17 protein-coding genes are annotated in these 23,382 nt (G+C 67.2%); 9 read left to right on the forward strand and 8 right to left on the reverse strand.

Annotation, left to right across the window (positions count from 1 at the left end):
- Positions 1–171: 171 nt before the first annotated feature.
- A complete protein-coding gene (locus GGR64_RS01570) occupies positions 172–858 on the reverse strand; it encodes an HAD-IA family hydrolase (RefSeq protein WP_160970144.1) in 687 nt (228 codons plus the stop codon).
- Positions 859–1,190: 332 nt separating this feature from the next.
- Between GGR64_RS01570 and GGR64_RS01575 the strand changes: the two genes are divergently transcribed.
- Positions 1,191–1,958: an ankyrin repeat domain-containing protein gene (locus GGR64_RS01575; RefSeq protein ID WP_184643544.1), complete on the forward strand. Its 768-nt coding sequence runs from the start codon at positions 1,191–1,193 to the stop codon at positions 1,956–1,958.
- Between the two features lie 34 nt (positions 1,959–1,992).
- Positions 1,993–3,189 carry an XVIPCD domain-containing protein gene (locus tag GGR64_RS01580; protein WP_184643546.1) on the forward strand — a complete coding sequence of 399 codons (1,197 nt, stop codon included), beginning with the start codon at positions 1,993–1,995 and terminating at the stop codon, positions 3,187–3,189.
- Between the two features lie 376 nt (positions 3,190–3,565).
- On the opposite strand, the gene GGR64_RS01585 is transcribed toward GGR64_RS01580, so the two are convergent.
- The 5 genes from GGR64_RS01585 to GGR64_RS01605 form a co-directional block, all read right to left on the reverse strand.
- Positions 3,566–4,201, reverse strand: coding sequence for a hypothetical protein (locus GGR64_RS01585; protein ID WP_184643548.1), 636 nt, complete (start codon positions 4,199–4,201; stop codon positions 3,566–3,568).
- Entirely contained in the window at positions 4,188–4,709 is a 522-nt protein-coding gene (locus GGR64_RS01590; protein WP_160970152.1) for a sigma-70 family RNA polymerase sigma factor, read from the reverse strand. Before GGR64_RS01590 ends, GGR64_RS01585 begins: the two co-directional genes overlap by 14 nt.
- 111 nt (positions 4,710–4,820) lie before the next feature.
- Positions 4,821–6,065, reverse strand: coding sequence for a DUF819 family protein (locus GGR64_RS01595; RefSeq protein WP_160970154.1), 1,245 nt, complete (start codon positions 6,063–6,065; stop codon positions 4,821–4,823).
- A gap of 324 nt (positions 6,066–6,389) precedes the next feature.
- Positions 6,390–8,459, reverse strand: coding sequence for a S9 family peptidase (locus GGR64_RS01600; RefSeq protein ID WP_160971077.1), 2,070 nt, complete (start codon positions 8,457–8,459; stop codon positions 6,390–6,392).
- Between the two features lie 357 nt (positions 8,460–8,816).
- Positions 8,817–10,775: an oligopeptide transporter, OPT family gene (locus GGR64_RS01605; RefSeq protein ID WP_184643550.1), complete on the reverse strand. Its 1,959-nt coding sequence runs from the start codon at positions 10,773–10,775 to the stop codon at positions 8,817–8,819.
- Between the two features lie 700 nt (positions 10,776–11,475).
- Here GGR64_RS01605 and GGR64_RS01610 point away from each other — a divergent pair.
- The 3 genes from GGR64_RS01610 (at position 11,476) to GGR64_RS01620 (ending at position 15,531) form a co-directional block, all read left to right on the forward strand.
- Complete coding sequence (locus GGR64_RS01610; RefSeq protein WP_184644245.1) at positions 11,476–13,236, forward strand: oligopeptide:H+ symporter; 1,761 nt, start codon at positions 11,476–11,478, stop codon at positions 13,234–13,236.
- 452 nt (positions 13,237–13,688) lie between these two features.
- Entirely contained in the window at positions 13,689–13,853 is a 165-nt protein-coding gene (locus tag GGR64_RS01615; protein ID WP_160970075.1) for a hypothetical protein, read from the forward strand.
- Positions 13,854–13,965: 112 nt separating this feature from the next.
- On the forward strand, positions 13,966–15,531 hold the full coding sequence (locus GGR64_RS01620; RefSeq protein WP_184643552.1) for an asparagine synthase-related protein: 1,566 nt from the start codon (positions 13,966–13,968) through the stop codon (positions 15,529–15,531).
- 245 nt (positions 15,532–15,776) lie between these two features.
- On the opposite strand, the gene GGR64_RS01625 is transcribed toward GGR64_RS01620, so the two are convergent.
- Positions 15,777–17,759 carry a S9 family peptidase gene (locus GGR64_RS01625; protein WP_184643554.1) on the reverse strand — a complete coding sequence of 661 codons (1,983 nt, stop codon included), beginning with the start codon at positions 17,757–17,759 and terminating at the stop codon, positions 15,777–15,779.
- Between the two features lie 212 nt (positions 17,760–17,971).
- Positions 17,972–18,979, reverse strand: coding sequence for a LacI family DNA-binding transcriptional regulator (locus GGR64_RS01630; RefSeq protein WP_160970071.1), 1,008 nt, complete (start codon positions 18,977–18,979; stop codon positions 17,972–17,974).
- Between the two features lie 95 nt (positions 18,980–19,074).
- Between GGR64_RS01630 and GGR64_RS01635 the strand changes: the two genes are divergently transcribed.
- The 4 genes from GGR64_RS01635 to GGR64_RS01650 are packed head-to-tail and all read left to right on the forward strand — an operon-like array spanning position 19,075 to position 23,382.
- Complete coding sequence (locus tag GGR64_RS01635; protein WP_184448689.1) at positions 19,075–20,127, forward strand: sugar phosphate isomerase/epimerase family protein; 1,053 nt, start codon at positions 19,075–19,077, stop codon at positions 20,125–20,127.
- 27 nt (positions 20,128–20,154) lie between these two features.
- Positions 20,155–21,372 carry a nucleoside permease gene (locus tag GGR64_RS01640; RefSeq protein ID WP_160970067.1) on the forward strand — a complete coding sequence of 406 codons (1,218 nt, stop codon included), beginning with the start codon at positions 20,155–20,157 and terminating at the stop codon, positions 21,370–21,372.
- Between the two features lie 11 nt (positions 21,373–21,383).
- Positions 21,384–22,508 (forward strand): Gfo/Idh/MocA family oxidoreductase, encoded by a 1,125-nt coding sequence (locus tag GGR64_RS01645; RefSeq protein WP_184643556.1) that lies wholly within the window; start codon positions 21,384–21,386, stop codon positions 22,506–22,508.
- Positions 22,509–22,527: 19 nt separating this feature from the next.
- Positions 22,528–23,382 carry a sugar phosphate isomerase/epimerase gene (locus GGR64_RS01650; protein WP_184643558.1) on the forward strand — a complete coding sequence of 285 codons (855 nt, stop codon included), beginning with the start codon at positions 22,528–22,530 and terminating at the stop codon, positions 23,380–23,382.

Raw genomic sequence — 23,382 nt, forward strand, 5'->3', positions numbered from 1 at the left:
CTGACGCGGCAATGCCTGGCGACAGGCATCGCCGCGGCGCTGTTGTAGGAGCGGCTTCAGCCGCGAGGCCTTACCGATAGCGCGTCGCGGCTGAAGCCGCTCCTACGAACAGAGCGACATTCCGCGATGCCAGGCACTCGCGGAAACCTCCCATTCCCGAATCCCGGCTCTTCAGGCCGCCGCGGCCCGCACCAGTTCCGCATAGGTTTGCGGCAGCTCGCGCATGTGTTCCATCACCGCGGCCACGCCGAGTTGGCGAAGGGTCGCCGCATGCCCGGCAGGAATGTGCGCGGCGCCGGTGAAGCCGATCACGGTCATGCCCGCGGCCAGCGCGGCACTGGCGCCGGTGGCGCTGTCCTCGATCACCAGGCAGCGCTCCGGCGCCACGTTCAATGTGCGCGCCGCCAGCTGATACACGTCCGGCGCGGGCTTGGGCCGCGCCACCATGTCGGCGCTGAAGATGCGCTCGCCGACGCGCTCGTGCAGGCCGGCACGCGCCACCGAGGCGACCACGCTCTCGCGCATGCTGTTGGAGGCGACGGCCAGCGGCAGCGGCAGCGCCAGCAAGGCCTCGCGCACGCCGTCGATCGGCTGCACTTCGGCCGCGATCAGCGCTTCGGAGCGCGCGCGGATCTCCTGATACAGGCCCGGCGGCAACGTCAGCGCGTACTGCCGTTGCACGCGCTGCACGATCTCCTGCGCGGTGAGGCCGAAGCTGCCGGCGAGAAAGCGTTCCAGTTCGGCCCGCGGCACATAGGCGCCCAGCGCGTCGAGCATCACTCGGTCGGCCAGCACTTCGCTGTCGACGAGCACGCCGTCGCAATCGCTGATCAACAGGTCGAAGGGGGTCGCCGTCATCGCGCGCTCCTTTGGGAAAACGTCATTATGCCGCTGCGCACATGTCCCTCGCCTGTGCGGCATCTGCAGCCGCGGCAGCGCATGCGTGCAGGAGGCGCACGCGGCGCTGCCTGTATGCCCTGCCCGTTCGCCGCCGCACCACATCGCGGCGCATCCCGACTGACGGGCGTTTGTTTCCGGTTAAACCACCATCCAGCTGGTGGGACGCCACCCGAGATCCGCAGACAGCGTCACAAAACTGGCGCAACACCGCCGCGATCGGCTGCTAGCATCGGGAGCGGCGCCAGGATCTGCGCCGTCATCCAGGACCGCGAACAGGAAAGGAGCCTTGCATGCGTACGCCCGTCCCCGCCCTGATCGCACTCGCGACCTCGCTGTTCTTCTCGGTCAGTTGCGCCGCACAGTCCGGCGCCAAGGAGCATTCCGCCATGTCAGCCTCGCTGCAGGATCATTCGGTCGCCTTTCGCGACCCCGCACTCGCCGACATCACCGCCGCCATCGCGCGCGGCGATGTCGCCCGCATCGCCGCCCTGGCGCCCAGCACGGATCTGTCCGCGCACGGCGACCAGAACGTCACCCTGCTCGAATGGGCCATCTGGAACGAACAGCCGCGCGCACTGGCGGCGCTGCTCGACGCCGGTGCCGACCCGTCGCTGCCGGGCATGGACCAGGAAACCGTGGTGCACATGGCGGCCATGGCCAAGGACCCGCAGTACCTGCAAGTGCTGCTGCAGCACGGCGCCCCGGTCGACCCGGTGAGCGCGCGCGCGCACTGGACGCCGCTGTTCCGCGCCGTGCAGAGCAAGCGCGACGCGCAGATCGAGATGCTGCTCAAGGCCGGCGCCGATCCGAAGCGGGTCGACGCCACCGGCAACTCGTTGCTGCACCTGGCCGCGCAGAGCAGCGCCGGCAACCCGTGGGTGCCCAAGCTGCTGCAGGCCGGTGTCGATCCGACCCTGCGCAACGCGCAGGGCAAGACCTTCCAGGCCTACTTCTTCAACACGCCCGAGCGCCTGCTCAACGCCAACGCGCAGCAGACCCGCAACGACGTGCGCGCCTGGCTGAACGCCCACGCCATCCCCTTGGAAGCGACCCGCTGATGCGGTCGGTCACCCTCTTCGCACGGAGCCGCGCATGAACCAGAGCGATCTTTCCCCGTCCGATCCGTCCACCTCGTTCTCCGAGGCCGTCCGCGGCCAACAGCCACAGGCCGTGGACCGGCAACTGCCGCCGCTGCTGCAGGACCTCTACCACACCGCGGCCGAGCGCCGTGCCGGCGGCGCCGAGACCTTCGCCGCGCTGCCCGATGGCTGGTCACGCATGGACGACGCCGCGCTGCAGCGCGCCGGCATCGACCCGAGCCTGCAGCACGACGCCAAGAGCGGCTTCGATGCCGCGTTCTACCGCAACCCGCAGGGCAACGTGGTGCTGGGGTTTTGCGGCACCGACGAACTGAAGGACTGGAAACACAACCTCGGCCAGGGCCTGGGCTTCTCCGACGCGCAATACGCCTCGGCGATCCAGCTCGGCAGCCAGGCCAAGCAGGCCTTCGGCGAGAACCTGCTGATCTCCGGGCACTCGCTGGGCGGCGGCCTGGCCGCGGCGTCCTCGATGGTCAACGACGTGCCGGCGGTGACCTTCAATGCCGCCGGCGTCAACAACAAGACCCTGGAGCGCGAGGGCCTGGACGCCGAGGCCGCCAAGGCCTACGCCGCCGACGGGCTGATCCGCGGCTACCACGTCAAGAACGAACTGCTGACCTACCTGCAGGAAGACAACCTGCTCACCCGTGGGCTGATGCCCGACGCCGCCGGCCGCCAGATCCAGTTGCCGGAACCGGACCCGCTGTCGTTCGGCCAGCGCCTGATCCCCGGCATGATGCTCAAGCACCGCCTGGACCTGCACGGCATCGATTCGGTGATGAAGGCCGAGGACCTGGCGCAGAACCAGAGCCAGCGCCAGGCGGAATCGGGCACGCTGTCGACCGGCAGCCGCCTGTTCAACGACGCGGTGGTGCAGTTGGACGGGCAGCGCGAGCGGCTCGGCCTGCACGACGACGCGGCCTTCCTCAACACCGCCGCCAGCGTCGCCGCGCGCGCCGGCCAGGACGGCCTGCAGCGCATCGACCAGGTCCTGCCCAGCCGCGACGGCGACCGCCTGTTCGCGGTCCAGGGGCAGCCGGAGAACCCGGCGCACCTGCGCAGCCAGGTGCAGACCGCGGCCGCGGCCCACGAGCCGTCGCAGGCCAACGTCGGCCAGTTGCAGCAGCAGAACCTGCAGGCGCCACCGCAACAACAGGAAGAACGGCAGCGCAGCGTGGCGATGCAGTAGTCGCTAGCAGTGGGCCGCATCGCGGCAGGCGTCCACGGAGACGCCTGCCGCGGCGGCCGACTAAGGACCCCTGCCTGCACTGGCCCTGCCCCACTCGCCGGCATGAGCCGGATGACGCATGCGTCGCCGGATGCGGCCCCCCGCTGAAGGGAGCTTCTACTAACTACGGACGCTGCCTGTAGGAGCGGCTTCAGCCGCGACAGGCTTGACCAGGAATGCCTGTCGCGGCTGAAGCCGCTCCTACACGGGCAATGGCGCGTCCCGCCGAGCGACAGCAAAGCGCGTCATTCGAGGTGCACCGAAGACGCGCCATCCCCGCGAGGCGATTGCGCAAGGTCGGCGGCGTGCGTGTCATGCGCCGCGGCGTGTCCGCCCATCATCGTCCGGACTCTCCCTCGTCCAGGCCACGCAGATCGCGTTCGATCTCGGCCAGGCGCCGATGCTGCGCAGAGCGCTCGAACCAGACCGGCCAGCGCAGCGATGCCACCACCAGGGCAACCGAGATCGCCAGCCCTGCCAGCAGATTCGCCAGCACCACCGCCGGACGCAGCACCCACAGATCCACGCCCGCCGCGTACAGCAGCAAGCTCAGTGCCGGCACCCACATGACGCCGCCGCACGCGAACAGGACGCGATCGCTGCGCAGCCGCGTGCGGCGCAAGCGCACGATCGCCTGCTGGCTGTCGGCGATCGGGCCGGCGTAGTCGATCGCGCCGATGCGCCGCAGCTGCACGGCCGCGGTCAACAGCAGCGCCAGGCCGTAGCCGTGCAAGGCGAGGCCGTAGGCGACCAGATGCCAACTCCCCCAATGGTCGGTCCAGGCCACCCCGCCCCACAGACTGAACAACAGGCCGATCGCCAACTGCAGCCACTGCGCGCCGGCGAGCAACCGCATGCGCCGGCCGATGCCGTGCAGCCCGCGCACGCGCTGCAGCGCATCGCTCCGCGCCGTCTGCCGTTCCAGTTGCCGGCCGTAGTCGATCCAGGCCGTCTTGAGTTCATCGAGTTCCATTGCCGTCTCCTCGGTTGCCGCCGGTGGTGCGGCGCAGTTGATCCTTGATGCGGCCCAGGCGGGTCGCCACGTTGCCTTCGCTCGTGCCCAGCACCTCGGCGCATTCGCGCTGGCTGCATCCGTCCAACTGCAGCAACAGCAGCGCGCGATTGACGGGGGACAACAGGCGGATCGCCTGCTGCAGCAGCGCCACGCGCTGGCGCGCTTCGATATCGACGTCCTGCGCCCCCATCGCGTCCGGTGCGTACTCGGCTGCCACTTCACGATCGCGATGGCGGCTGCGCCGCTGGTGCGAGATCGCCACGTTCAGCGCGACGCGGTACATCCAGGTGGAAAACGGCCGCGCCGGATCGTAGGACGGCCACGCGCGCCACAGCGCGGCAGCGATCTCCTGGGCCAGATCCTCGCGGTCGTGGTAGCCCAGGCCATAGCTGGCGGCAATCTTGTAGACGATGCCGCGGTGCGCGCGCAGCAGGTCGGTGAAATCGGAGGCGGCGCGGGGCGACATGACGGTGCCGATGGGAAGGTTGTCGAGGTGATACGCGCCAGCGGGCGAAACCTCACACCGGCCGCAGTCGCCGCCGCAGCAAGCGGCGGCCGACCGTCACGCCGCCGCGGCTCAGCCGGCGCCGGCCATCGCGCGCAGCACGATGCCCACCACGTAGGCCAGATAGGTGCCGGTGGCGTAGCCCATCGTGCCCAGCAGCACGCCGACCGGCGCCAGCGCCGGATGGAACGCGGCGGCCACCACCGGCGCCGAGGCCGGGCCGCCGACGTTGCTCTGCGAGCCGATCGCGAAGTAGAAGAACGGCACCCGCAGCAGCTTGCCCAGCGCCAGCAGCAGCAGGACGTGCACGATCAGCCAGATCAGGCCGAGCGCGAAGATCCAGGGCCGGTCGAACAGCGCCAACAAGTCCATCTGCATGCCGATGCAGGCGATCAGGAAGTACAGCAGCAGCGTGCCGATGCGCGAGGCGCCGGCGCCCTCGAGGGTGCGCGCGCGGGTGAAGCTGAGCAGCAGGCCGAAGGTGGTCGCCAGCACCACCACCCACACGAACGGGGAGCCGAGGCTGAACTGTTTGGCCCAGCTGACGTTGGCGTCGAACCAGGCCGCCGCCGGCGTGGCGATCGCATGCGCCAGGCCGACCGCGCCGAACGCCACGCCGACGATCAGCATCAGGTCGGTGAGGCTGGCCACGCGTTCGTGCTGGGCCTGGAAGTGCGCGATGCGTTGCTTGAGGTCGTCGATACCGCGGGTGTCGGCGCCGCTGCGCGCGTCGATGGCCGGCGCACGCTGTGCAAGAAAGATCAGCAGCGCCATCCACACGTAGCCGACGCCGACGTCGACCACGGCGAACTGGCCGAAGGTGGTGGCGTCGACCTGGAACACTTCGCGCATCGCCAGCATGTTGGCGCCACCCCCGATCCAGCTGCCGGCCAACGCCGCCATGCCGGCCCAGGTGTCGCCGGCCACGGTGACCGGGTGCAGCCACTTCATGATCTGGAACGCCACCACCGCGCCGAGCATGATGCTGAAGGACGCGCCCAGGTACATCGCCACCAGCTTCGGCCCCAATCGCAGGATGCCCTTGAGATCGACGGTGAGGGTGAGCAGCACCAGTGCCGCCGGCAGCAGCACGTCGCGCGCGACCGGGTTGTAGAGCGAGTTGTGCTGTCCGTCGATCAGCCCGACGGTGTTGTAGATGCCCGGAATCAGGTAGCACAGCAGCAGTGCCGGCACGATGCCGTAGAAGCGCTTCCAGAATCCCGACGGCCGCGCCGCGGTCCAGAACACCGCGCCCAGCGTGGCGGCGATCAGGCCGAAGATGACGATGTCGTTGGTGATCAGGGGCGTCGAGGGCATCGGGCGATGGGGCCGGGATTGGGGATTGGGGATTGGGGATTCGCGATTGGAGGTTGGAGGTTGGAGGTTGGAGATGAAAACAGGGATCGAAAGAAAGCAGCAGGTTGAGTTCGCCGCATGGGAGCGCCGCAAGCAGCCTGCTTTTTGTGGGAGGGGCTTCAGCCCCGACGCTTTACCAATGAAGCGTCGGGGCTGAAGCCCCTCCCACAACGGCTAACGGATCGCTGGGAGCGCAGGGAAAAATCCCGAATCCCGAATCCCCAATCCCGGGACCTGGGCCATGACCCAGAACGGGGGCCCAGGAAACCCGAGCCCCAGGTCCCCTCACTGCCCGATATGCTGCTTCAGCCAGCCGTTGACCGTGTCGTGCCACAACAGGCTGTTCTGCGGCTTCAGCACCCAGTGGTTCTCGTCCGGGAAGTACAGGAACTTGGACTCGATGCCCTTGCGCTGCAGCGCGCCGAACGCGGCCAGGCCCTGCTCCATCGGGATGCGGAAATCCTGCTGGCCATGGATCACCAGCATCGGCACCTTCCACTTGTCCACGTGCAGGATCGGGTTGAACTTCTCGTAGCCGGCCGGGTTCTGCCACGGCGTGCCGCCGTTCTCCCACTCGCTGAACCACAGTTCCTCGGTGGCGTAACCCATCATGCGGTTGTCGAACACGCCGTCGTGGTCGACCAGGCACTTCCAGGGCTTGTTCCAGTTGCCGGCCATCCAGTAGACCATGTAGCCGCCGTAGCTGGCGCCCAGCGCACAGGCCTTGTCGCCGTTGAGGAAGCCGTACTGCTTCTGCGCCGCGTCCCAGCCCTTCTGCAGGTCTTCCAGCGGGCGGTCGCCCCAGTGCTGGCTGATCGCATCGGTGAAGGCCTGGCCATAGCCGGTGGAACCGTGGAAGTCGATCATCACCACCGCGTAGCCCTGCCCCGCGTAGGTCTGCGGGTTCCAGCGATAGCTCCAGCCGTTGCCGAAACTGCCTTGCGGGCCGCCGTGGATCAGGAACGCGACCGGATAGGTCTTGCCTTCCTGGTAGTTGTACGGCTTGACCACGTAGCCGTGCACGGTGTCGTTGTTCCAGCCCTTGAACGAGAACTGCTCGTAGTCGCCGAACTTCACGTCCGGCAGCATCTCGCCGGCGCTGGGGGTGATGGCGCGCGGCTGCTGGCCGTTGGCGTCGGCGACCATGATCTGGTCGCCGCTCTTGAGGCTGTTGCGGGTGAAGGCCAGCGTATTGCCGGCCAGCACCGGCGCGCCGACGCTGCCGTCGGCGGCCACGGTGCGCACCTTGCCGCTGGCCACGTCGACCGCGAACAGCGGGTGCTGGCCCATGTCGTCGGCGGTGGTGTACACGGTGGTGCCGTCTGCCGACAGCACGATGTCGCCGGCGGAACGGTCCCACTGCGGGGCGATCTCGCGGGTCTTGCCGCTGGCCACGTCCATCGCCATCAGGCCGAAGCGGTCGGCTTCGAAACCGGGACGCTTCATGGCGCGGTAGTACAGGGTCTTGCCGTCGGCGGAGAACACCGGGCCGGCGTCCCAGGCCGGGTTGGCCGCGGTCAGGTTGACCGGCGCAGCCTTGCCGGCGGCATCCAGCCGGTACAGGTCGAAGTTGGTCGACCACGGCTCTTCGCGGCCGGCCACGCGCACGCTGGCGACCAGCGACTGCCCGTCCGGCGCCCAGGTGTAGTCCTCGCTGCCGCCGAACGGCTTGGAAGGGATGTCGCCGGCCAAGGTCACGCTGACCGCCGAGGCACCGGCCACCGGCTTGGCCTTGGCGCCGGCCGGCAACGGCGCGACGAACAGGCTGTTGCGGCGGCCGTCGTTCCAGGTGTCCCAGTGGCGCACGAACAACTGGTCGAACACCACGCCGGTGGCCTTGGACTGCTTCTTGGCATCCAGGCGCTTCTGCGTGCAGGCCAGGTCCGAGCCGCAGTCCTGGAACACGCCGGCGCTGAAGGCCACGCGGTCGCCCTGCGGGGCGACGTGGTAGCTGTCCACGTCCAGCGCGAAATCGGTGAGCTGGCGCGGCGCGCCGCCGGCCAGCGGCAGCGCATACAGCTGCTGGCGGCCGGACTTGGCGCTGAGGAAGTACACGGTCTTGCCGTCGGCCGACAGCTCCGGCGAGTTGACGTTCCAGCCTTCCGGGGTCAGCCGCTTCGGCGGCGCCGCATCGCGGGTGCGCAGATCGCGCAGCCACAGGCTGGTGCTGGACTTCTCCAGCGCCTTGTCCATCTGCCGCTTGGCGAAGATCACCGTACCGCCATCGGGCGTCAGCAGCGGCGAGGACACCCGGTCCAGCGCGACCATGTCGCGGACATCGAAACCGCGGGTGGCGGCCAGCGCAGGCAGCGCGGTCAGCAGGGCCAGGGGCAGCAAGGCGTAGCGCAGGGTCATCGGGCGTCTCCGGAACACGGCAAAACGTCGATGGTAGGGGCCGCGGCGGGCATGGCGCAAAGGACTGAAGTCATGGAAGAGCCGGGAATGGGGAATCGGGATTGGGGATTGACAAGCGCGAGGCGCTGGCTCGTGACGTGCAGGAGGCCGATGCCGGCGCTGGCGTTGGTGGTGAGACGGACAGCGGCAAGCGCGCGACTGGTGCGATGCGGTGTTGGGTCCACGCGATGCACGCGGCGCGGGCAGCCAGCGAGACGCTGATGGGACGGCACGCGCGGTGCGCTGACGCGGCCGCAAAAGCGAAGCCCGGCGTCAGCCGGGCTTCGGATGTTGCGTTGCGGGATGCTGTTGCGCTGGTTATGCGCGCGGCGCAGCCGCGGCCTCGCCCTTGCGGCCGGTGCGGTACAGCAGCCAGCCGACGAAGGCCAGCAGCGCCAGGCCGTACCACTGGTTGAGGTGGAACGCTTCCGGCAGCGCCAGCACGTCGGCGTGGCCCGAGGCCACGATCGGCACCGCGATGGCGATGCCCATCAGCGCCTCGCCGGTGATCAGGCCCGCGGCGAACAGCGTGCCCGGACGGTGCACGCGGTCGCGCCCCTCTTCGTCGTCGGCACGGATCTTGTGGAAGCGCTCGACCAGATGGGTCAGCAGGCCGCCGAGGAAGATCGGCACCATCAGTTCCAGCGGCAGGTAGATGCCGATCGCCGCGGCCAGCACCGGCACGCGGAAGCGCTTGCCGGTCTTCTTCAGCCACTCGTCCAGGGCGATGATCGCCGCGCCGACGCCGGCGCCGATGCCGATCATGGTCCATGGCAGCTCGCCGCCGAACAGGCCCTTGGCCACCGACGCCATCAGCGTGGCCTGCGGCGCCGCCAGCGCATTGGGATGCTGCGGCGTGGCCGCGCCGATGCCGTAGGCCTGGGCCAGCAGGTTCAGCACCGGCGCCATGATCAGCGCACAGGAGAACGCGCCGATCGCCAGCATCAACTGCTGCTTCCATGGCGTGGCGCCGACCAGGTAGCCGGCCTTGAGATCCTGCAGATTGTCGCCACCCACTGCGGCAGCGCAGCACACCACCGCGCCGATCATGATCGCGGCGACCGCGCCGATCGGCGAATCGCGCCCGAGCAGCAGCACCAGCACCGCCGAGGCGAACAGGATGGTGGAGATGGTGATGCCGGAGACCGGGTTGTTCGACGAGCCGATCAGGCCGGCCAGGTAGCCGGACACCGAGACGAACAGGAAGCCGGCGACGATCATGATGATGGTCATCGGCACGCTGACGTGCCACTGGCCGACGATGGCCTGGTACAGGCCCAGCAGCGGAAGCGTGCACAACAGCAGCGCCACCAGCATCCACTTCATCGGCAGGTCGCGATCGGTCTCGGCCACCGCTTCGCCGCCGGTGCTCTTGCGCGCCGCAGCGAAGCCGCTCTTGACGCCCGACAGCAACGACTTGCGCAGCGAGAACAGCGTCCACACGCCACCGATCAGCATCGCGCCCACGCCCAGGTAGCGCACCTTGGCCGCCCAGATCCCGAACGCGGCCTCGGCCGCCGGCGCATTGGCCAGGCTCTGCGCCAGCGCCGGATCAGAGTTCATGAAGAACTGCTGGTACAGCGGGATGGCCAGATGCCAGGACAGGATCGAACCGGACAGCACCACGATGCCGACGTTGAGCCCGACGATGTAGCCCACGCCCAGCAGCGCCGGCGACAGGTTGGTGCCGACGTAGCCGACCATCTTGCTGCTGCCGATGTACGCGGCCTGCGCCCAGGTATCCGGGATCACCTTCAGGCCGCTGGCCGCACCGAGCTTGACCAGCCCGCCGATGGCCGCCGACAGGCCCAGGATCTTCAGCCCCGGCCCGGGGTTCTCGCCGGCCTTGAGCACTTCCGCGGCGGCCTTGCCTTCCGGGAACGGCAGCGGATCCTCGACGATCATCGAACGCCGCAGCGGCACCGAGAACAGCACCCCGAGCAGTCCGCCCATGCCGGCGATGCCCAGCACCCACCAGTACTTGAAGTCCGGCCAGTAGCCCATGATCACCAGCGCCGGGATGGTGAAGATCACCCCCGCCGCGATCGAGGAACCGGCCGAGGCGCCGGTCTGCACGATGTTGTTCTCGAGGATGGAGCCGCCGCCCAGCAGGCGCAGCACCCCCATCGACACCACTGCCGCCGGAATCGCGGTGGCGATGGTCAGGCCGGCGAACAGACCGAGATAGGCATTGGCGGCGGACAGCACCACGGCCAGCACGATCGCCAGCACCACGGCACGGAACGTGAGCTGGCGCGGCGCGGCAGCGTTGTTCATGGTTACCCCTGAAACGACAAAAACGCTTTGCACGCTAGCGTCTGGGGCGGGGCAAGTCCAGCTTCCTGGTGCCCAGCTTGTGGCACATGCCTGGGAGGCTGGGATTGGGGATTGGGGATTGGGGATTCGTAGAAGCAGCAGTACTCAGCGGCAGATGGTTGCCCCTCTCCCACCGGGAGAGGGGTTGGGGTGAGGGTACGGCAACACGCAGCGCATGCAATCCTTGCCTGCCCTGCCCGACCCTCATCCGCCCCTGCGGGGCACCTTCTCCCGGCGGGAGAAGGAACCGCTGCAGCCCCTCTCCCACCGGGAGAGGGGTTGGGGTGAGGGTACGGCGACACGCAGCGCATCCAATCCTTGCCTGCCCTGCCCAACCTCATCCGCCCCTGCGGGGCACCTTCTCCCGGCGGGAGAAGGAACCGCAGCAGCCCCTCTCCCACCGGGAGAGGGCTTGGGGTGAGGGTACGGCAACGCGCAGCGCACCAATCCTTGCCTGCCCTGCCTGACCCTCATCCGCCCCTGCGGGGCACCTTCTCCCGACGGGAGAAGGAACAGCAGCAGCCCCTCTCCCAGCGGGAGAGGGGTTGGGGTGAGGGTCCGACCTCGCGCGACACCGCACGTGCCGCGGACCGCCATTCGAGCGAGCGCCGGCCCCCCTATACTCCGCCGCCTGCCTCCTGCGCCGAGAGTCGCCGTGTCCGTGTCCTCCCTGCCGTTGCGCGACGCGCGCGACGATTTCCTCGGCCATCCCAAGGGCGTCTACGTCTGCTTCTTCACCGAGATGTGGGAGCGCTTCTCCTTCTACGGCATGAAGGCGCTGCTGTTGCTGTACCTGACCAAGTACCACCTGTTCGGCGACGACGCGGGACTCGACCTGCTCGGCGCCTACGGCGGCCTGGTGTACTGCGTGCCGGTGCTCGGCGGCCTGCTCGCCGATCGCTGGCTGGGCATGCGCAAGGCGGTGGTGTTCGGCGGCCTGCTGCTGGTGCTCGGCCACATCGGCATGGCCTTCGAGGGTCACGCCGCCACCCGAATCAACGACGAGGTGGTGCGCGACACCGCATCCCTGGGCGTGACCTACCTGTCGCTGGCGCTGATCATCATGGGCGTGGGCTTCCTCAAGCCCAACATCTCCACCATCGTCGGCAAGCTGTATCCGGCCGACGACCCGCGCCGCGACGCCGGCTTCTCGCTGTTCTACGCCGGCATCAACCTCGGCGCCCTGTTCGCCTCCCTGGTCTGCGGCTTCCTCGGCGAAGCGTACGGCTGGCGCTACGGCTTCGGGGCGGCCGGCATCGGCATGCTGCTCGGCCTGGGCATGTTCCTGTGGGGCCAGAAGTACCTGCACGGCCACGCCGAACCGGCGCATCCGGCACTGCTGCGCGAGCGCGTGCTCGGCGTCCCGCGCGAATGGGCGATCTACCTGTGCGCCGTGCTGGGCGTGCTGCCGGTGGCCGCCTTGATGTGGGCCGCGGCCAACGGCGCCTTCAGCCTGGGCGGGGAAATCTCCCTGGCCCTGTTGCTGATGCTGCTGGTGCTCGGCGCGGTGCTGCTGTGGTTCGCCTGGTTCACCGGCACCCAGTGCACCCCGGTGCAGCGCCAGCAGATGATCGCGCTGATGGTGCTGATCGCGATGGCGCTGGTGTACTTCACCCTGTACGAGCAGACCTACGGCTCGTGGGTCACCTTCACCGACCGGCTGATGACCAAGGACATCGTGCCATCGCTGGTGATCCGCGGCGGCACGCCCCTGCCCTGGTCGATCGCCTCGCTGCTGCTGGCGCCGCTGGGCTTCGTGCTGGCGGCCTCGCTGTCCGACCGCCGCCCCGGCTCGTCCGCGCCGCGGCGGCTGTTCGTCGCGGTCAGCGCGCTGATGCTGCTGTTCCTGATCCGCGACTGCCTGGTGCTGCCGCAGACCGCCGGCTCGCTGACCTACCTGGGCGCGCTGTTCCTGGTGCTGCTGGCGCCGCTGTTCGCCGCGCTGTGGGCGTGGCTGGCGCGGCGCGGACGCGAGCCGTCCAAGCCCGCCAAGTCGGCAATGGGACTGTTGCTGGCCGGCCTGTCCTTCGTGCCGCTGGCGCTGGCCGCGCAACAGGTCGGCGCGACCGGACAGATGGCGAGCGTATGGTGGCTGGTGCTCGCCTATTTCGTGCTGGAGGCCGGCGAAATGTGCCTGTCGCCGGTCGGCCTGTCGGCGGTGACCCAGCTCGCAGTGCCGCGCGTGGTCAGCCTGATGATGGGCACCTGGTTCCTGGCCACCGCCTTCTCCGAGGCGCTGGCGGCGCTGTTCGGCAAGCTCGCCGCGATCGAGGTGCCGGACGGCCAGACCCTCAACGTCGCCGACGCCGCGGCCAAGTACGCGCATCTGTTCTGGCTGCTGCTGTGGATCGGCGTGGGCTGCGCGGTGCTCGCCTTCCTGGCCGCGCCGCTGCTGCGGCGGATGATGCACGGAGTGCGCTGAGCGGCTGCGTCGCCTGAGCGGCGACGCAGCCGGCTCAGATATCGACGCGCACGCATCTGACGTGGTCAGTGCCGACCACGACGATAAGACCGCGAGTCGCACTGAGCCAAAAAAATCCAAACGGGCCGCGCTCACTTCCAGGCCCCAACCGTTCGCACAGATAAGTCTGGCCGCTACCGCGTTACTGGCGCCGCCTTTTCACATCGATCAGCGGCACATGATACAAACGGACATAAATTGCCACATCGCGAGACAGTAACGTGTCTTGGCTGCCCATTAACGATACATGGGCGATACATTAAGAACATAAAGGCAGTTTTCTTTTTAAAACACCTGATTTAACAAGTTTCATGTGAAACCATGAAATTCGGCAAACTTGTTTTGCCGTAGGCGCAGTGATAGGTTCTGTTCGTCGCCGCATGACGACGACATCTAAAAAAAGGAGTTTTGTGATGAAAATCCAAGATGGCAAGCTTGAGAAACAAGAGTCCCTCTCCAATCCTTTCGCTGTCCAGCTCGACGAACCCATGCAAAATATCGCAGCGCCCGGCGTCTGCGAGATGAAGCCCTATCTGGGCGACGATTCTCGCTGGTACTCCACGCAGCCGGGCGGCTAAAACGACGACGATTCGATCGATACGTCGCGATGAAGAACGCCGCCATCAGGCGGCGTTCTTTTGTTCGAAAACGCGGTCACCACACGACACCGCTCTCAGGCAGTCGATCTCCATGATCAAGGCCACCATTGCCTTTTCCGACCTCGAGCAATCGCCGCTGTGGCAGAACGACACCCTGTACCTCGGGAAAAGCCAGATCGTCCCCTACCATCACCCCGCTGTGGAAACCGTTGTAGTCCGCACGCAGGGACAGTGGTTCGCCACGGTGCGCGAACGTTGCACGGAAATCGAATGGAAAAAAGACGATACGGGCATTCTGGTCGATGCCGATCGATTCAACCAGCTCTACAAAGAGGCTTTGCTATGGCCGCTCGATTATCTCATGATCGAAGTGGCCCAGGCCGGATGCCGATTGAAGCTGCGCGCCGGCCTGCTCGGATCGGCGCCAGTCTACTGCCGGGTCTCCGATGACGCAGTAGAAATCTCCTACGATCTGGCCGACTTTTTTTCCCGATCCACCACCATTGATTTGGAGATGGCCAGCCGGCGTCTCGCACTCGGCGCGGATTATTCCGCCAGGCAGTTGTTTTCGGGCGTTCTGATGCTGACGGAACGCGCCACGCTTTACGCGGAGCCGGGCAAGGTCCGTTACGTCTACCCCTCGCCTGCAGAAACCGTAGCGCCTTCCGATGACGCATTGAGCGACTACGGCATGGAGCGATTCGGGCAACTGTTGCATCGCGCGGTTTCGATTCGACCCGCGTCGAAACAGGTGGCCGTCGAGTTGAGCGGGGGCATGGACTCGGCGACTGTTGCATGCGCGCTGACGCGATCGCAGCACAACATCGTAAGCCTGGGAATCTTGCTCGATGCGGGATCCAGTCAGAACCAGGTCGAACGTCGCCGCCTGCTTGTCGAAACGCTGGGTCTTCGCGACACGGCGGTCAATATCGACGCGTTCCCGCCGACGCTCGATCTGCAACCGAGTGCGAGCCGACCGGACTATCCCCTTGCCGAGTTCTACCTCGAAGCGTTCGAAAGCGTGTGGGACAGTGCTCAAGCGCAGGGCAGCGATCGGCTTTTCACCGGCATTGGCGGAGACCAGTTGTTCCCGACGTATCGGAACGAGGAACACTCCACCGGCAGCCGCAATGGCATTGTGGCCGCAGAAGCCAAGCGGCGCGCGGACCTATTGTTGACGCCCCGAGCGCTCAATGCATCGCGTTCGCTCAATGGATTCGATGCGCCCGCCGGACCTTTATCTGCCTCGGTGTTGGCCTCGAGCATGTGCCAGGCTCCGCATCTGCTGCGGCGAGGCCTTTGGCCGGTCAATCCGCTAAGCGATCCACATCTGGTTGCTTTTTGTCGGCGCCTGCCGCTCGAGAGCCGGAAAGATCGAGAAACGATGTGGCGATATCTACAGGCCAACGTAGGCGACATATTTCCACGAAATTATTGCAAGGAAACGTTCGCCCATGTCCTGCCTGAGCTGATCGCACATCACGCCAAGACGATCGCCATGCAGCTGAGCGAATGCGCCCTTGCCGACTTTGGGCTGGTCAACCGCGACGCCGTACTGCAACTGCTGGACGAGTTGGTGGCGACGCGCGCACGTCCGCTGACGGCGCCGTTGATCTCGTTCCTTTGGCTGGAGCGCTTCGTCCGGCAGTTTGCCTGACAATCCCATGCGGCAGGCGCGGACGTCGCGTTCTCAGCCTACGATCGAGGCGCCGGACGGCCAGAGCGGCAAGATCGACCAGCCATGGAAGCAGGTGACCAATTCGGCAAGACCCCGAAGTGCCAGTTGGTCACGCTGAACTATGGAGCCCAACCGTCATCAGTGCGGCCCGGAAGCACCGGACCGCACTGATGCCGCACAGCTGTGGCGCCTGGCGCCTCAAACGTATCGCCGGGGAAAACCACTTACGGTTTCGTCGCCGCCGGCGCCGCCTGCGCACCGCCCAGCGACTTGCTCAGAAACGCCAGCAGCCGGGTGTAGAACTCGCGACGGTGTTCCTCGGTATAGAAGCCATGTCCCTCGGTCGGGACATACAGCGTTTCCACCGGCACCCCGGCCTTCTTCAGCGCGGCTTCCATCTTCTTGGAGTGCTGGATCGGCGCAGTCTGATCCTCGCCACCAGCGGCCAGAAATACAGGCACCTTGATCTTGTCGGCCAGATTCACCGGTGAGATCGCCGCCAATTCGTTGCCCGTCCCCATCCATTCACGCAAGAAATTCTGGCTGGAATCGCGCAGTTGGGCGTCGCCCCTGACATACATCATCGGCAAGTCGTAAACACCCACATAACCGGCCGCGCAGCGATACAGCGTCGGCTCCTTGGCCACGCCCATCAACGACGCATAGGCGCCATAGCTGGCTCCGTAAATGCAGATGCGCTGCGGATCAGCGACGCCCTGATCGATCGCCCAGCGCGTGGCGTCGGTGACGTCGTCCTGCATCTTGCCGCCCCATTGGCCGGCGCCGGCCTGCTGGAACGCGCGCCCGTAGTTGCCGGAACCCCGATAATTGATCTGCAGCACCGCATAACCGGCAGTGGCCAGGATCTGCGCCTCCTCGTCGAACATGCCCGTATCGAACTCGCCGAACGGGCCGCCATGCGGCATCACCACCATCGGCACCTTGCCAGACTTGGCCGCTGCCGGCAGCGTCACGAACCCATGCAGCGGCAGGCCATCTCGCGCTTGCAACGCGATCGGCCGCACCTCGGCCAGCTTGGTCGACTGCAACGCGGCACGGCGCGCGAACACGAAATCGGCCTTCTTGGCGACGGTGTCGAACAGGTAGAACTCACCCGGATTACGCCCCGACTGCACGTTGACCAGATTGAGCCGGCCGTCGCGGGTGCTTGAGGTGACGTAGACCGCCTGCCCGGGGAAGGCCGCTTCCAGCGAGCGCTGGGTCTTGGCTTCGGGCGAATTCGCGTCGAAGAACAGACTCCGCGGCTTGTCGCCCAATACCTCGATCCCCACCGGGACACGGGTGCCATGACGATACATGATCGCAAAAGGATCGGCCAGGGCATCGCGCGCCACTGCCTTTCGGTCGCCAGTGTCCACATTCCAGGACTCGATCGCGTCGCTACCTTTGGCCTGCTCGACTCGAAGGTAGGCGAGGCGCCCATCCTCGGAAAAACCGATCGGTGTCTCTACGTGATGGCTGACGCTTTCGTCATTGATCAGTTTCCATTCGCTGCCCTGCGCATCGCGGTAGAACAGTTTATTGGCATTGTCCGCGTCGGCGCCCCAGGCAAAACGCACTTTGCCTTGGTCATCGGAAAAAAAATTCGCCCTACGAACGCTTGGCGAACCGACCAATGCGCGCCTGCGGCCGCTGTACACATCCATGACCTCAGTACGGCTGTAAGGGTCCTTGCTTACACTGAAGGGGCGTACACGAATGATGACATTACGATCATCGCCGGGCAGCGGGCCAACCATGTCGGCAATGACATCTTCCACCTTCTTGGTCTGGATCAGCGTTCCCGGCCCGTTGCCGGTGACGCGCTGCCCCACCAAAAGCTCCGCAGCGCCGCCATCGACGTTGATCGCGAACAGCTCTCCGGTTCCCCACGGCCGATCCCGCTGTCCTATCTTTTGGACCATGTTGAACAGCACGCGGGTGTCGTTGACCCACACGAAGTCGGAGACATGCGTGTTCTTCTCCATCGAGAAGCTGCCGACGATCTTGTTGTCGGATCGGCGCATGATCGCGAGCGCGGTCCGATCCTCAAGCGGCACCGTCGCCGCGTAATACTCACCGGTCGGCGACAGCTTCAGTGTTTCGACCTGCTCCTTGACCAGATAAGGCGCCAGATCCACCTGCGCCCATGCATTCCCCGCTCCCAGCAGACACAACAACGCGACTGCGCGCAGTCCCCTTTTCATTCCCTGTTCCCCTGTTCCTGTTGGCGTGACGTTCGCGTGAAGTTTAATCCAGGCGCTTGTCCGATGGCGTACCGGAACCTGGGCGCCGACCTCCGGCAACCTCGGGGCTGGAAACCCAAAAGGGCATGCAGCCTGAAGCCCCATGCCCTCATCTGCCACGGAAATGGCGGCGCGCACCGATCAAGCGCATCGCCCCATATCCCCGCCGTCATTTACCCCCTCGGCGCACCGGTCGACCCGCGCACCATCAAGCTGAAATCCAGCGTCTGCTGCAACGGCACGTCCACCTTTTCGATGATCGCGAGCAGCAGGTTGACCGCGCGGACGCCGATTTCGCGCATGGGCTGCCGGATGGTCGTCAATGGCGGCGTGAGGTAACTGGACGAGGCCAGGTCGTCGAAGCCGACGATGGACAGGTCGTCCGGCACGCGGATACCCAGGTCGCGGCAGGCCGCCAGGGCACCCAGTGCCATCTGATCGCTGAAACAGAAGATCGCGGTCGGCGCGGGTGTACGGCCCAATAGCGCCATCGCCGCCGCATGGCCGGATTCGACGGAGAAGTCGCCCGGCACGACGGTCAGGTTGCGCAGACGGCCGCGTGCCTTGGCGGAAGCGCGGACCCCTTCCAGTCGCTGCTGATGCAAGGGATTATCGGGCGGGCCACCCACCACGGCGATCCGCGCGTGCCCCAGTCCATACAGGTGTTCCATCACGGCGCGCGCGGCAGCCGCGTTGTCGATGTGGACGCTGGGAATCCCCAGCGCCGGGTCGAACTCGCAGCCGTTGACCACCGGCGCGGCGGCGCCCTGCTGCTTGACGATCTCACGCGCCGTCGGCGGCAGGCGATGTCCCAGCACGATCAGGCCGTCCGCCTCGTTGCGTGGGAGCATCTGCGCGTAGCGCTCCTCGCGGTCGGGCTGGTGCTGGGTATCGCCCAGCAGCACAGCGTAGCCGACCGCCTGCGCGGCGTCCTCCGCGCCCTGCAGGATCTGGGCGAAGAAGGGATTGGCGATGTCCGGGACGGTGACCAGGAGCTTGCCGCTGCGCTGGGTCTTCAGCGTCCGGGCCACCGTGTTGGGGACATAGCCCAGCGCGGCGGCGGCCTGCTCGATGCGCGCGCGCGTGGCGGGCAGGACTTTTTCCGGCCGGGAGAGCGCCCGCGACACCGTGCCCGCGGTGACGCCGACGTGCTTTGCGATGTCGTAGATGGTGGTCGCCATGAACTGAGCTCTTGTTGCTGCTGTGCAGTGCACAACGGGTCTTGCGGGAGGCCCATGCTAGGATGATTCAATCGATTGCATGAGGGCGAATCACGTTGAAGACGCTCAAGGGTCCAGCGCTGTTCCTGGCACAGTTCATCGCCGACACACCTCCCTTCAATCGCTTGGACACGCTGGCCGAATGGGCCGCGGGCCTGGGCTATTCTGGCCTACAAGTCCCGACCAGCGCGCCCCACCTGTTCGATCTGGCCCAGGCCGCGCACAGCCAGGCGTACTGCGACGACCTCGCCGGCATGCTGGCCGGGCACGGCCTGCAGATCACCGAGCTGTCCACCCACCTGCAGGGACAGCTGGTCGCCGTCCACCCCGCCTACGACAGCCTGTTCGACGGCTTCGCACCGCCGGACAAGCGCGGCAACCCCGCCGCCCGCCAGGCCTGGGCGGTGGAGCAGCTGCGGCTGGCCGCCAAGGCCAGCCAGCGCCTGGGGCTGACCGCGCATGCCACGTTCTCCGGCGCGCTGGCCTGGCCTTACTTCTATCCCTGGCCGCAACGCCCGCCCGGGCTGGTGGAAGAAGCCTTCGCCGAACTCGGTCGGCGCTGGCGCCCCCTCCTGGATGCCTTCGACGCCTGCGGCGTGGACCTGTGCTTCGAGATCCACCCGGGCGAGGACCTGCACGACGGCGCGACCTTCGAGTGCTTCCTCGACATGGTCGATCACCACCCCCGCGCCAAGATCCTGTACGACCCCAGCCACCTGCTGCTGCAGCAGATGGACTATCTGGGGTTCATCGATCGCTACCACGCGCGCATCGGCATCTTCCACGTCAAGGACGCGGAGTACCGCGCCAGCGCGCGCAGCGGCGTCTATGGCGGCTACCAGGACTGGATCGATCGTCCGGGGCGGTTCCGTTCGCTCGGCGATGGCCAGATCGATTTCAAGGCGATCTTCTCCAAGTTCGCGCAATACGACTTCCCGGGCTGGGCCGTGCTGGAGTGGGAGTGCTGCCTGAAGCACCCGGAAGATGGGGCACGCGAGGGTGCCGCGTTCATTCGCGACCACATCATCCGCGTGACCGAACGCGCCTTCGACGACTTCGCCGGCAGCGGCGCCGATCCGGACTCGCTGCGGCGCATGCTGGGAACCTGAGCCATTGCCGCCCTGGGAGGGGACGCCATGACGCACACCATGTCGCGCTTGGGCGCGATGATGTTTCTGCAGTTCTTCATCTGGGGGGCATGGTTCGTGACCCTGGGCACGTACCTGGTGCAAGGCCCCCTGCAGGCCAGCGCGAGCCAGGTGGCGACGGCGTTCCTCAGCCAGTCCATCGGCGCCATCGTCGCCCCGTTCCTGGTCGGCCTGATCGCCGATCGCTACTTCGCGGCGCAGCGCATCCTCGCACTGCTGCACCTCGCCGGTGCGGTGCTCATGTGGCTGGCGTCCACGGCGACGACCTTCAGCGTGTTCTTCGCCTGCGTCATGGGCTACATGCTGCTGTTCATGCCGACGCTGGCACTGGCCAACAGCGTGGCGATGCGGCACATGCAATCGCCTGAAAAGCAGTTTCCGCCAGTACGCGTGGCCGGCAGCGTCGGCTGGATCGTGGCCGGCGTGCTGATCGGCTGGCTGGGCTGGGAACAGGCGCATCAGCTCGAACTGACGTTCCGGATGGCGGCGATGGCGTCGCTGGCCTTGGGCCTGTATGCCTTCACCCTGCCGCACACGCCGCCACTGGCGCAACAGCGCGATGCAGGGCTGGGGCAGATTCTGGGGCTGGACGCGCTGCGGCTGCTGAAGTCGCGTTCCTATCTGGTGTTCTTCCTGGCGTCCATCGCCATCTGCATTCCGCTGGCGTTCTACTACAACTTCACCAACCCCTACCTCAATGATCTGGGCGTGCGCGGTGCGGCCGGCCTGCAATCGCTGGGCCAGGTGTCCGAAGTCCTGCTGATGCTGGCCATGCCGTTCCTGTTCGTGCGGCTGGGGGTCAAGACGATGCTCGCGGTGGGCATGGCGGCGTGGGTGGTGCGCTACGCGATGTTCGCCTTCGGCGATGCGGGCGGCGGCTTTTCCCTGCTGGTGATCGGCATCGTGCTGCACGGCATCTGCTACGACTTCTTCTTCGTCACCGGCCAGATCTACACCGATGCGCATGCCGGCCCCGCCGCGCGCAGCAGTGCGCAGGGCTTCATCACCCTGGCCACCTACGGGGTGGGCATGCTGATCGGTACGTTCCTGTCCGGCGCGGTGGTGGAGCACTACACCACCGCGGCGGGCCCGGACTGGCAGCGGATCTGGCTGTTCCCGGCCGGTGTCGCGCTGCTCGTGCTGATCGCCTTCCTGCTGCTGTTCCGCGACCGGCCCGCCGTCGCGGCCGCACCTTCCGCGCCTTGAGGAACCCCCCGATGCCCAAGCTTGGAATCGCCATCGTCGGCACCGGCATGATCGGCGCCGTGCACCGTCGCGCGGCCCTGCTGGCCGGTGCCGCGGTCCGCGGCGTCGCCGCCTCGTCCCCGCAGCGCGCGCGCGACGTGGCGCAGTCGTGGGACGTCCCGCGCGCCTATCGCGATCTCGAGGAGGTGGTCGCCGATCCGCAGGTGCAGGTCGTGCACGTCTGCACGCCCAACCATCTGCACCGCGCCATGGCGCAGGCGGCGCTGGACGCCGGCAAGCACGTGATCTGCGAGAAGCCGCTGGCCACGACGCTGGACGACGCCCGGGCGTTGGCGGCCTTGGCCCGCTCGACCGGACTGGTCGCCACGGTGCCCTTCGTCTACCGCTACCACCCGGTGATCCGCGAGGCGCGCGTCCGCATCGCCCAGGGCGAACTGGGGCCGCTGCGCCTGATCCACGGCAGCTACCTGCAGGACTGGCTGCTGGACCCGGCCAGCAACAACTGGCGCGTGGACCCGGCCCTGGGCGGCGCGTCGCGGGTGTTCGCCGACATCGGCTCGCACTGGTGCGACCTGGTGGAATGGGTCAGCGGCGAGCGCTTCGCCGAGGTCAGCGCAGCGTTCGCGACCGTGATCGCCGAGCGCGGCACCAACACCGGGCAGAGCTTCACCACGCCGGCGGCGGGCGGCGCGATGCAGGCGGTCTCCAGCGAAGACGTGGCCATGGCGATGCTCAGAACCGGCGCGGGCACGCTGGCCTCGTTGACGGTCAGCCAGGTCTCGGCGGGGCGCCGCAATCGCCTCTGGTTCGAGATCGATGGCGCGCAAGCCAGCGTAGCGTTCGACCAGGAGGACGCCGAACGCCTGTGGATCGGCCGGCCGAACCAGCGCGAGGAAGTGTTCGTGCGCGGGCCGGGCGCCGGCAGCGCCGAACAACGCCGGCTGGCGACGCTGCCCGCCGGGCACGCGCAGGGCTACGGCGATTGCTTCGAGGCGTTCGTCGCCGACACCTACCGCGCCATCGACGGCGAGCGGCCGGAAGGCCTGCCCACCTTCGACGACGGGCTGCGTTCGGCGCTGATCGTCGATCGCGTCATCACATCGGCCAGGACACGCGGCTGGACATCCATCGATTGACTCCCGGGAGGACTTCCTGATGAACATACCGACACGCAGAACCGCAACCCTCGCACTGCTGCTCCTGGCTGCCCTGCCCGCCTTCGCACGCGACGCCGCCGGCCCGCAGCCACCCATCGCGGTGCAGATGTACACGCTGCGCAACGCCGGCTCGCTCGACCAACAGTTGAAGATCGTCCATGACGCGGGCGTGGGCGCGGTGGAAACGGTCGGTACGCAGAACGTCGGCGCAGTGGAACTCAAGCAGTTGCTGGACAAGTATGCGATCAAGGCGATCTCCTCGCACGTGCAACTGGCCGATCTGCGCAAGGATCTGGACGGCGCGGTGGCCTTCAACCGGTCGATCGGCAACACGACGCTGGTTGTGCCTTACCTGGACCAGAAGGATCGGCCCACCGATGCCGCAGGCTGGACCGCCTTGGGCAAGGAACTGGGCCAGCTCGCGACGCGGGCGCGCGCCAAGGGCATGCGTCTGGCCTACCACAACCACGACTTCGAACTGGTCGACTTCGATGGCAAGACCGGCCTGGAACTGCTGTTCGCCGCGGCCGGCCCCGATCTGCAGACCGAGCTGGACCTGGCCTGGGTCGCGCGCGCGGGCTACGACCCGGCGACGATGCTGGGCAAGTTCAAGGGCCGCATGTTCGCGGTCCACGCCAAGGACAATGCACCGAAAGGCCAGGCCGAAGACGAAGGGGGCTTCGCCGCCGTCGGCCAGGGCGTGCTGGACTGGAGCGCGATCCTGCCTGCCGCGGCGGCGAGCGGCGTGCAGTGGTACATCATCGAGCACGACCAACCGCGCGATCCGGCCACCGTCGTCAAGACCGGGGCGGCGTACCTGCGCGAACACCTGCCCGCCGCCACGCCGCGTTAG

The organism is Xanthomonas sp. 3307 (genome assembly GCF_014199735.1).
Lineage (GTDB): Bacteria > Pseudomonadota > Gammaproteobacteria > Xanthomonadales > Xanthomonadaceae > Xanthomonas_A > Xanthomonas_A rydalmerensis.

Bases quoted from the DNA above. Each gene is read 5' to 3' on its own strand.
- GGR64_RS01570 (WP_160970144.1), bottom strand. From the start codon at position 858: ATGACGGCGACCCCCTTCGACCTGTTGATCAGCGATTGCGACGGCGTG.
- GGR64_RS01575 (WP_184643544.1), top strand. From the start codon at position 1,191: ATGCGTACGCCCGTCCCCGCCCTGATCGCACTCGCGACCTCGCTGTTC.
- GGR64_RS01580 (WP_184643546.1), top strand. From the start codon at position 1,993: ATGAACCAGAGCGATCTTTCCCCGTCCGATCCGTCCACCTCGTTCTCC.
- GGR64_RS01585 (WP_184643548.1), bottom strand. From the start codon at position 4,201: ATGGAACTCGATGAACTCAAGACGGCCTGGATCGACTACGGCCGGCAA.
- GGR64_RS01590 (WP_160970152.1), bottom strand. From the start codon at position 4,709: ATGTCGCCCCGCGCCGCCTCCGATTTCACCGACCTGCTGCGCGCGCAC.
- GGR64_RS01595 (WP_160970154.1), bottom strand. From the start codon at position 6,065: ATGCCCTCGACGCCCCTGATCACCAACGACATCGTCATCTTCGGCCTG.
- GGR64_RS01600 (WP_160971077.1), bottom strand. From the start codon at position 8,459: ATGACCCTGCGCTACGCCTTGCTGCCCCTGGCCCTGCTGACCGCGCTG.
- GGR64_RS01605 (WP_184643550.1), bottom strand. From the start codon at position 10,775: ATGAACAACGCTGCCGCGCCGCGCCAGCTCACGTTCCGTGCCGTGGTG.
- GGR64_RS01615 (WP_160970075.1), top strand. From the start codon at position 13,689: ATGAAAATCCAAGATGGCAAGCTTGAGAAACAAGAGTCCCTCTCCAAT.
- GGR64_RS01620 (WP_184643552.1), top strand. From the start codon at position 13,966: ATGATCAAGGCCACCATTGCCTTTTCCGACCTCGAGCAATCGCCGCTG.
- GGR64_RS01625 (WP_184643554.1), bottom strand. From the start codon at position 17,759: ATGAAAAGGGGACTGCGCGCAGTCGCGTTGTTGTGTCTGCTGGGAGCG.
- GGR64_RS01630 (WP_160970071.1), bottom strand. From the start codon at position 18,979: ATGGCGACCACCATCTACGACATCGCAAAGCACGTCGGCGTCACCGCG.
- GGR64_RS01640 (WP_160970067.1), top strand. From the start codon at position 20,155: ATGACGCACACCATGTCGCGCTTGGGCGCGATGATGTTTCTGCAGTTC.
- GGR64_RS01645 (WP_184643556.1), top strand. From the start codon at position 21,384: ATGCCCAAGCTTGGAATCGCCATCGTCGGCACCGGCATGATCGGCGCC.
- GGR64_RS01650 (WP_184643558.1), top strand. From the start codon at position 22,528: ATGAACATACCGACACGCAGAACCGCAACCCTCGCACTGCTGCTCCTG.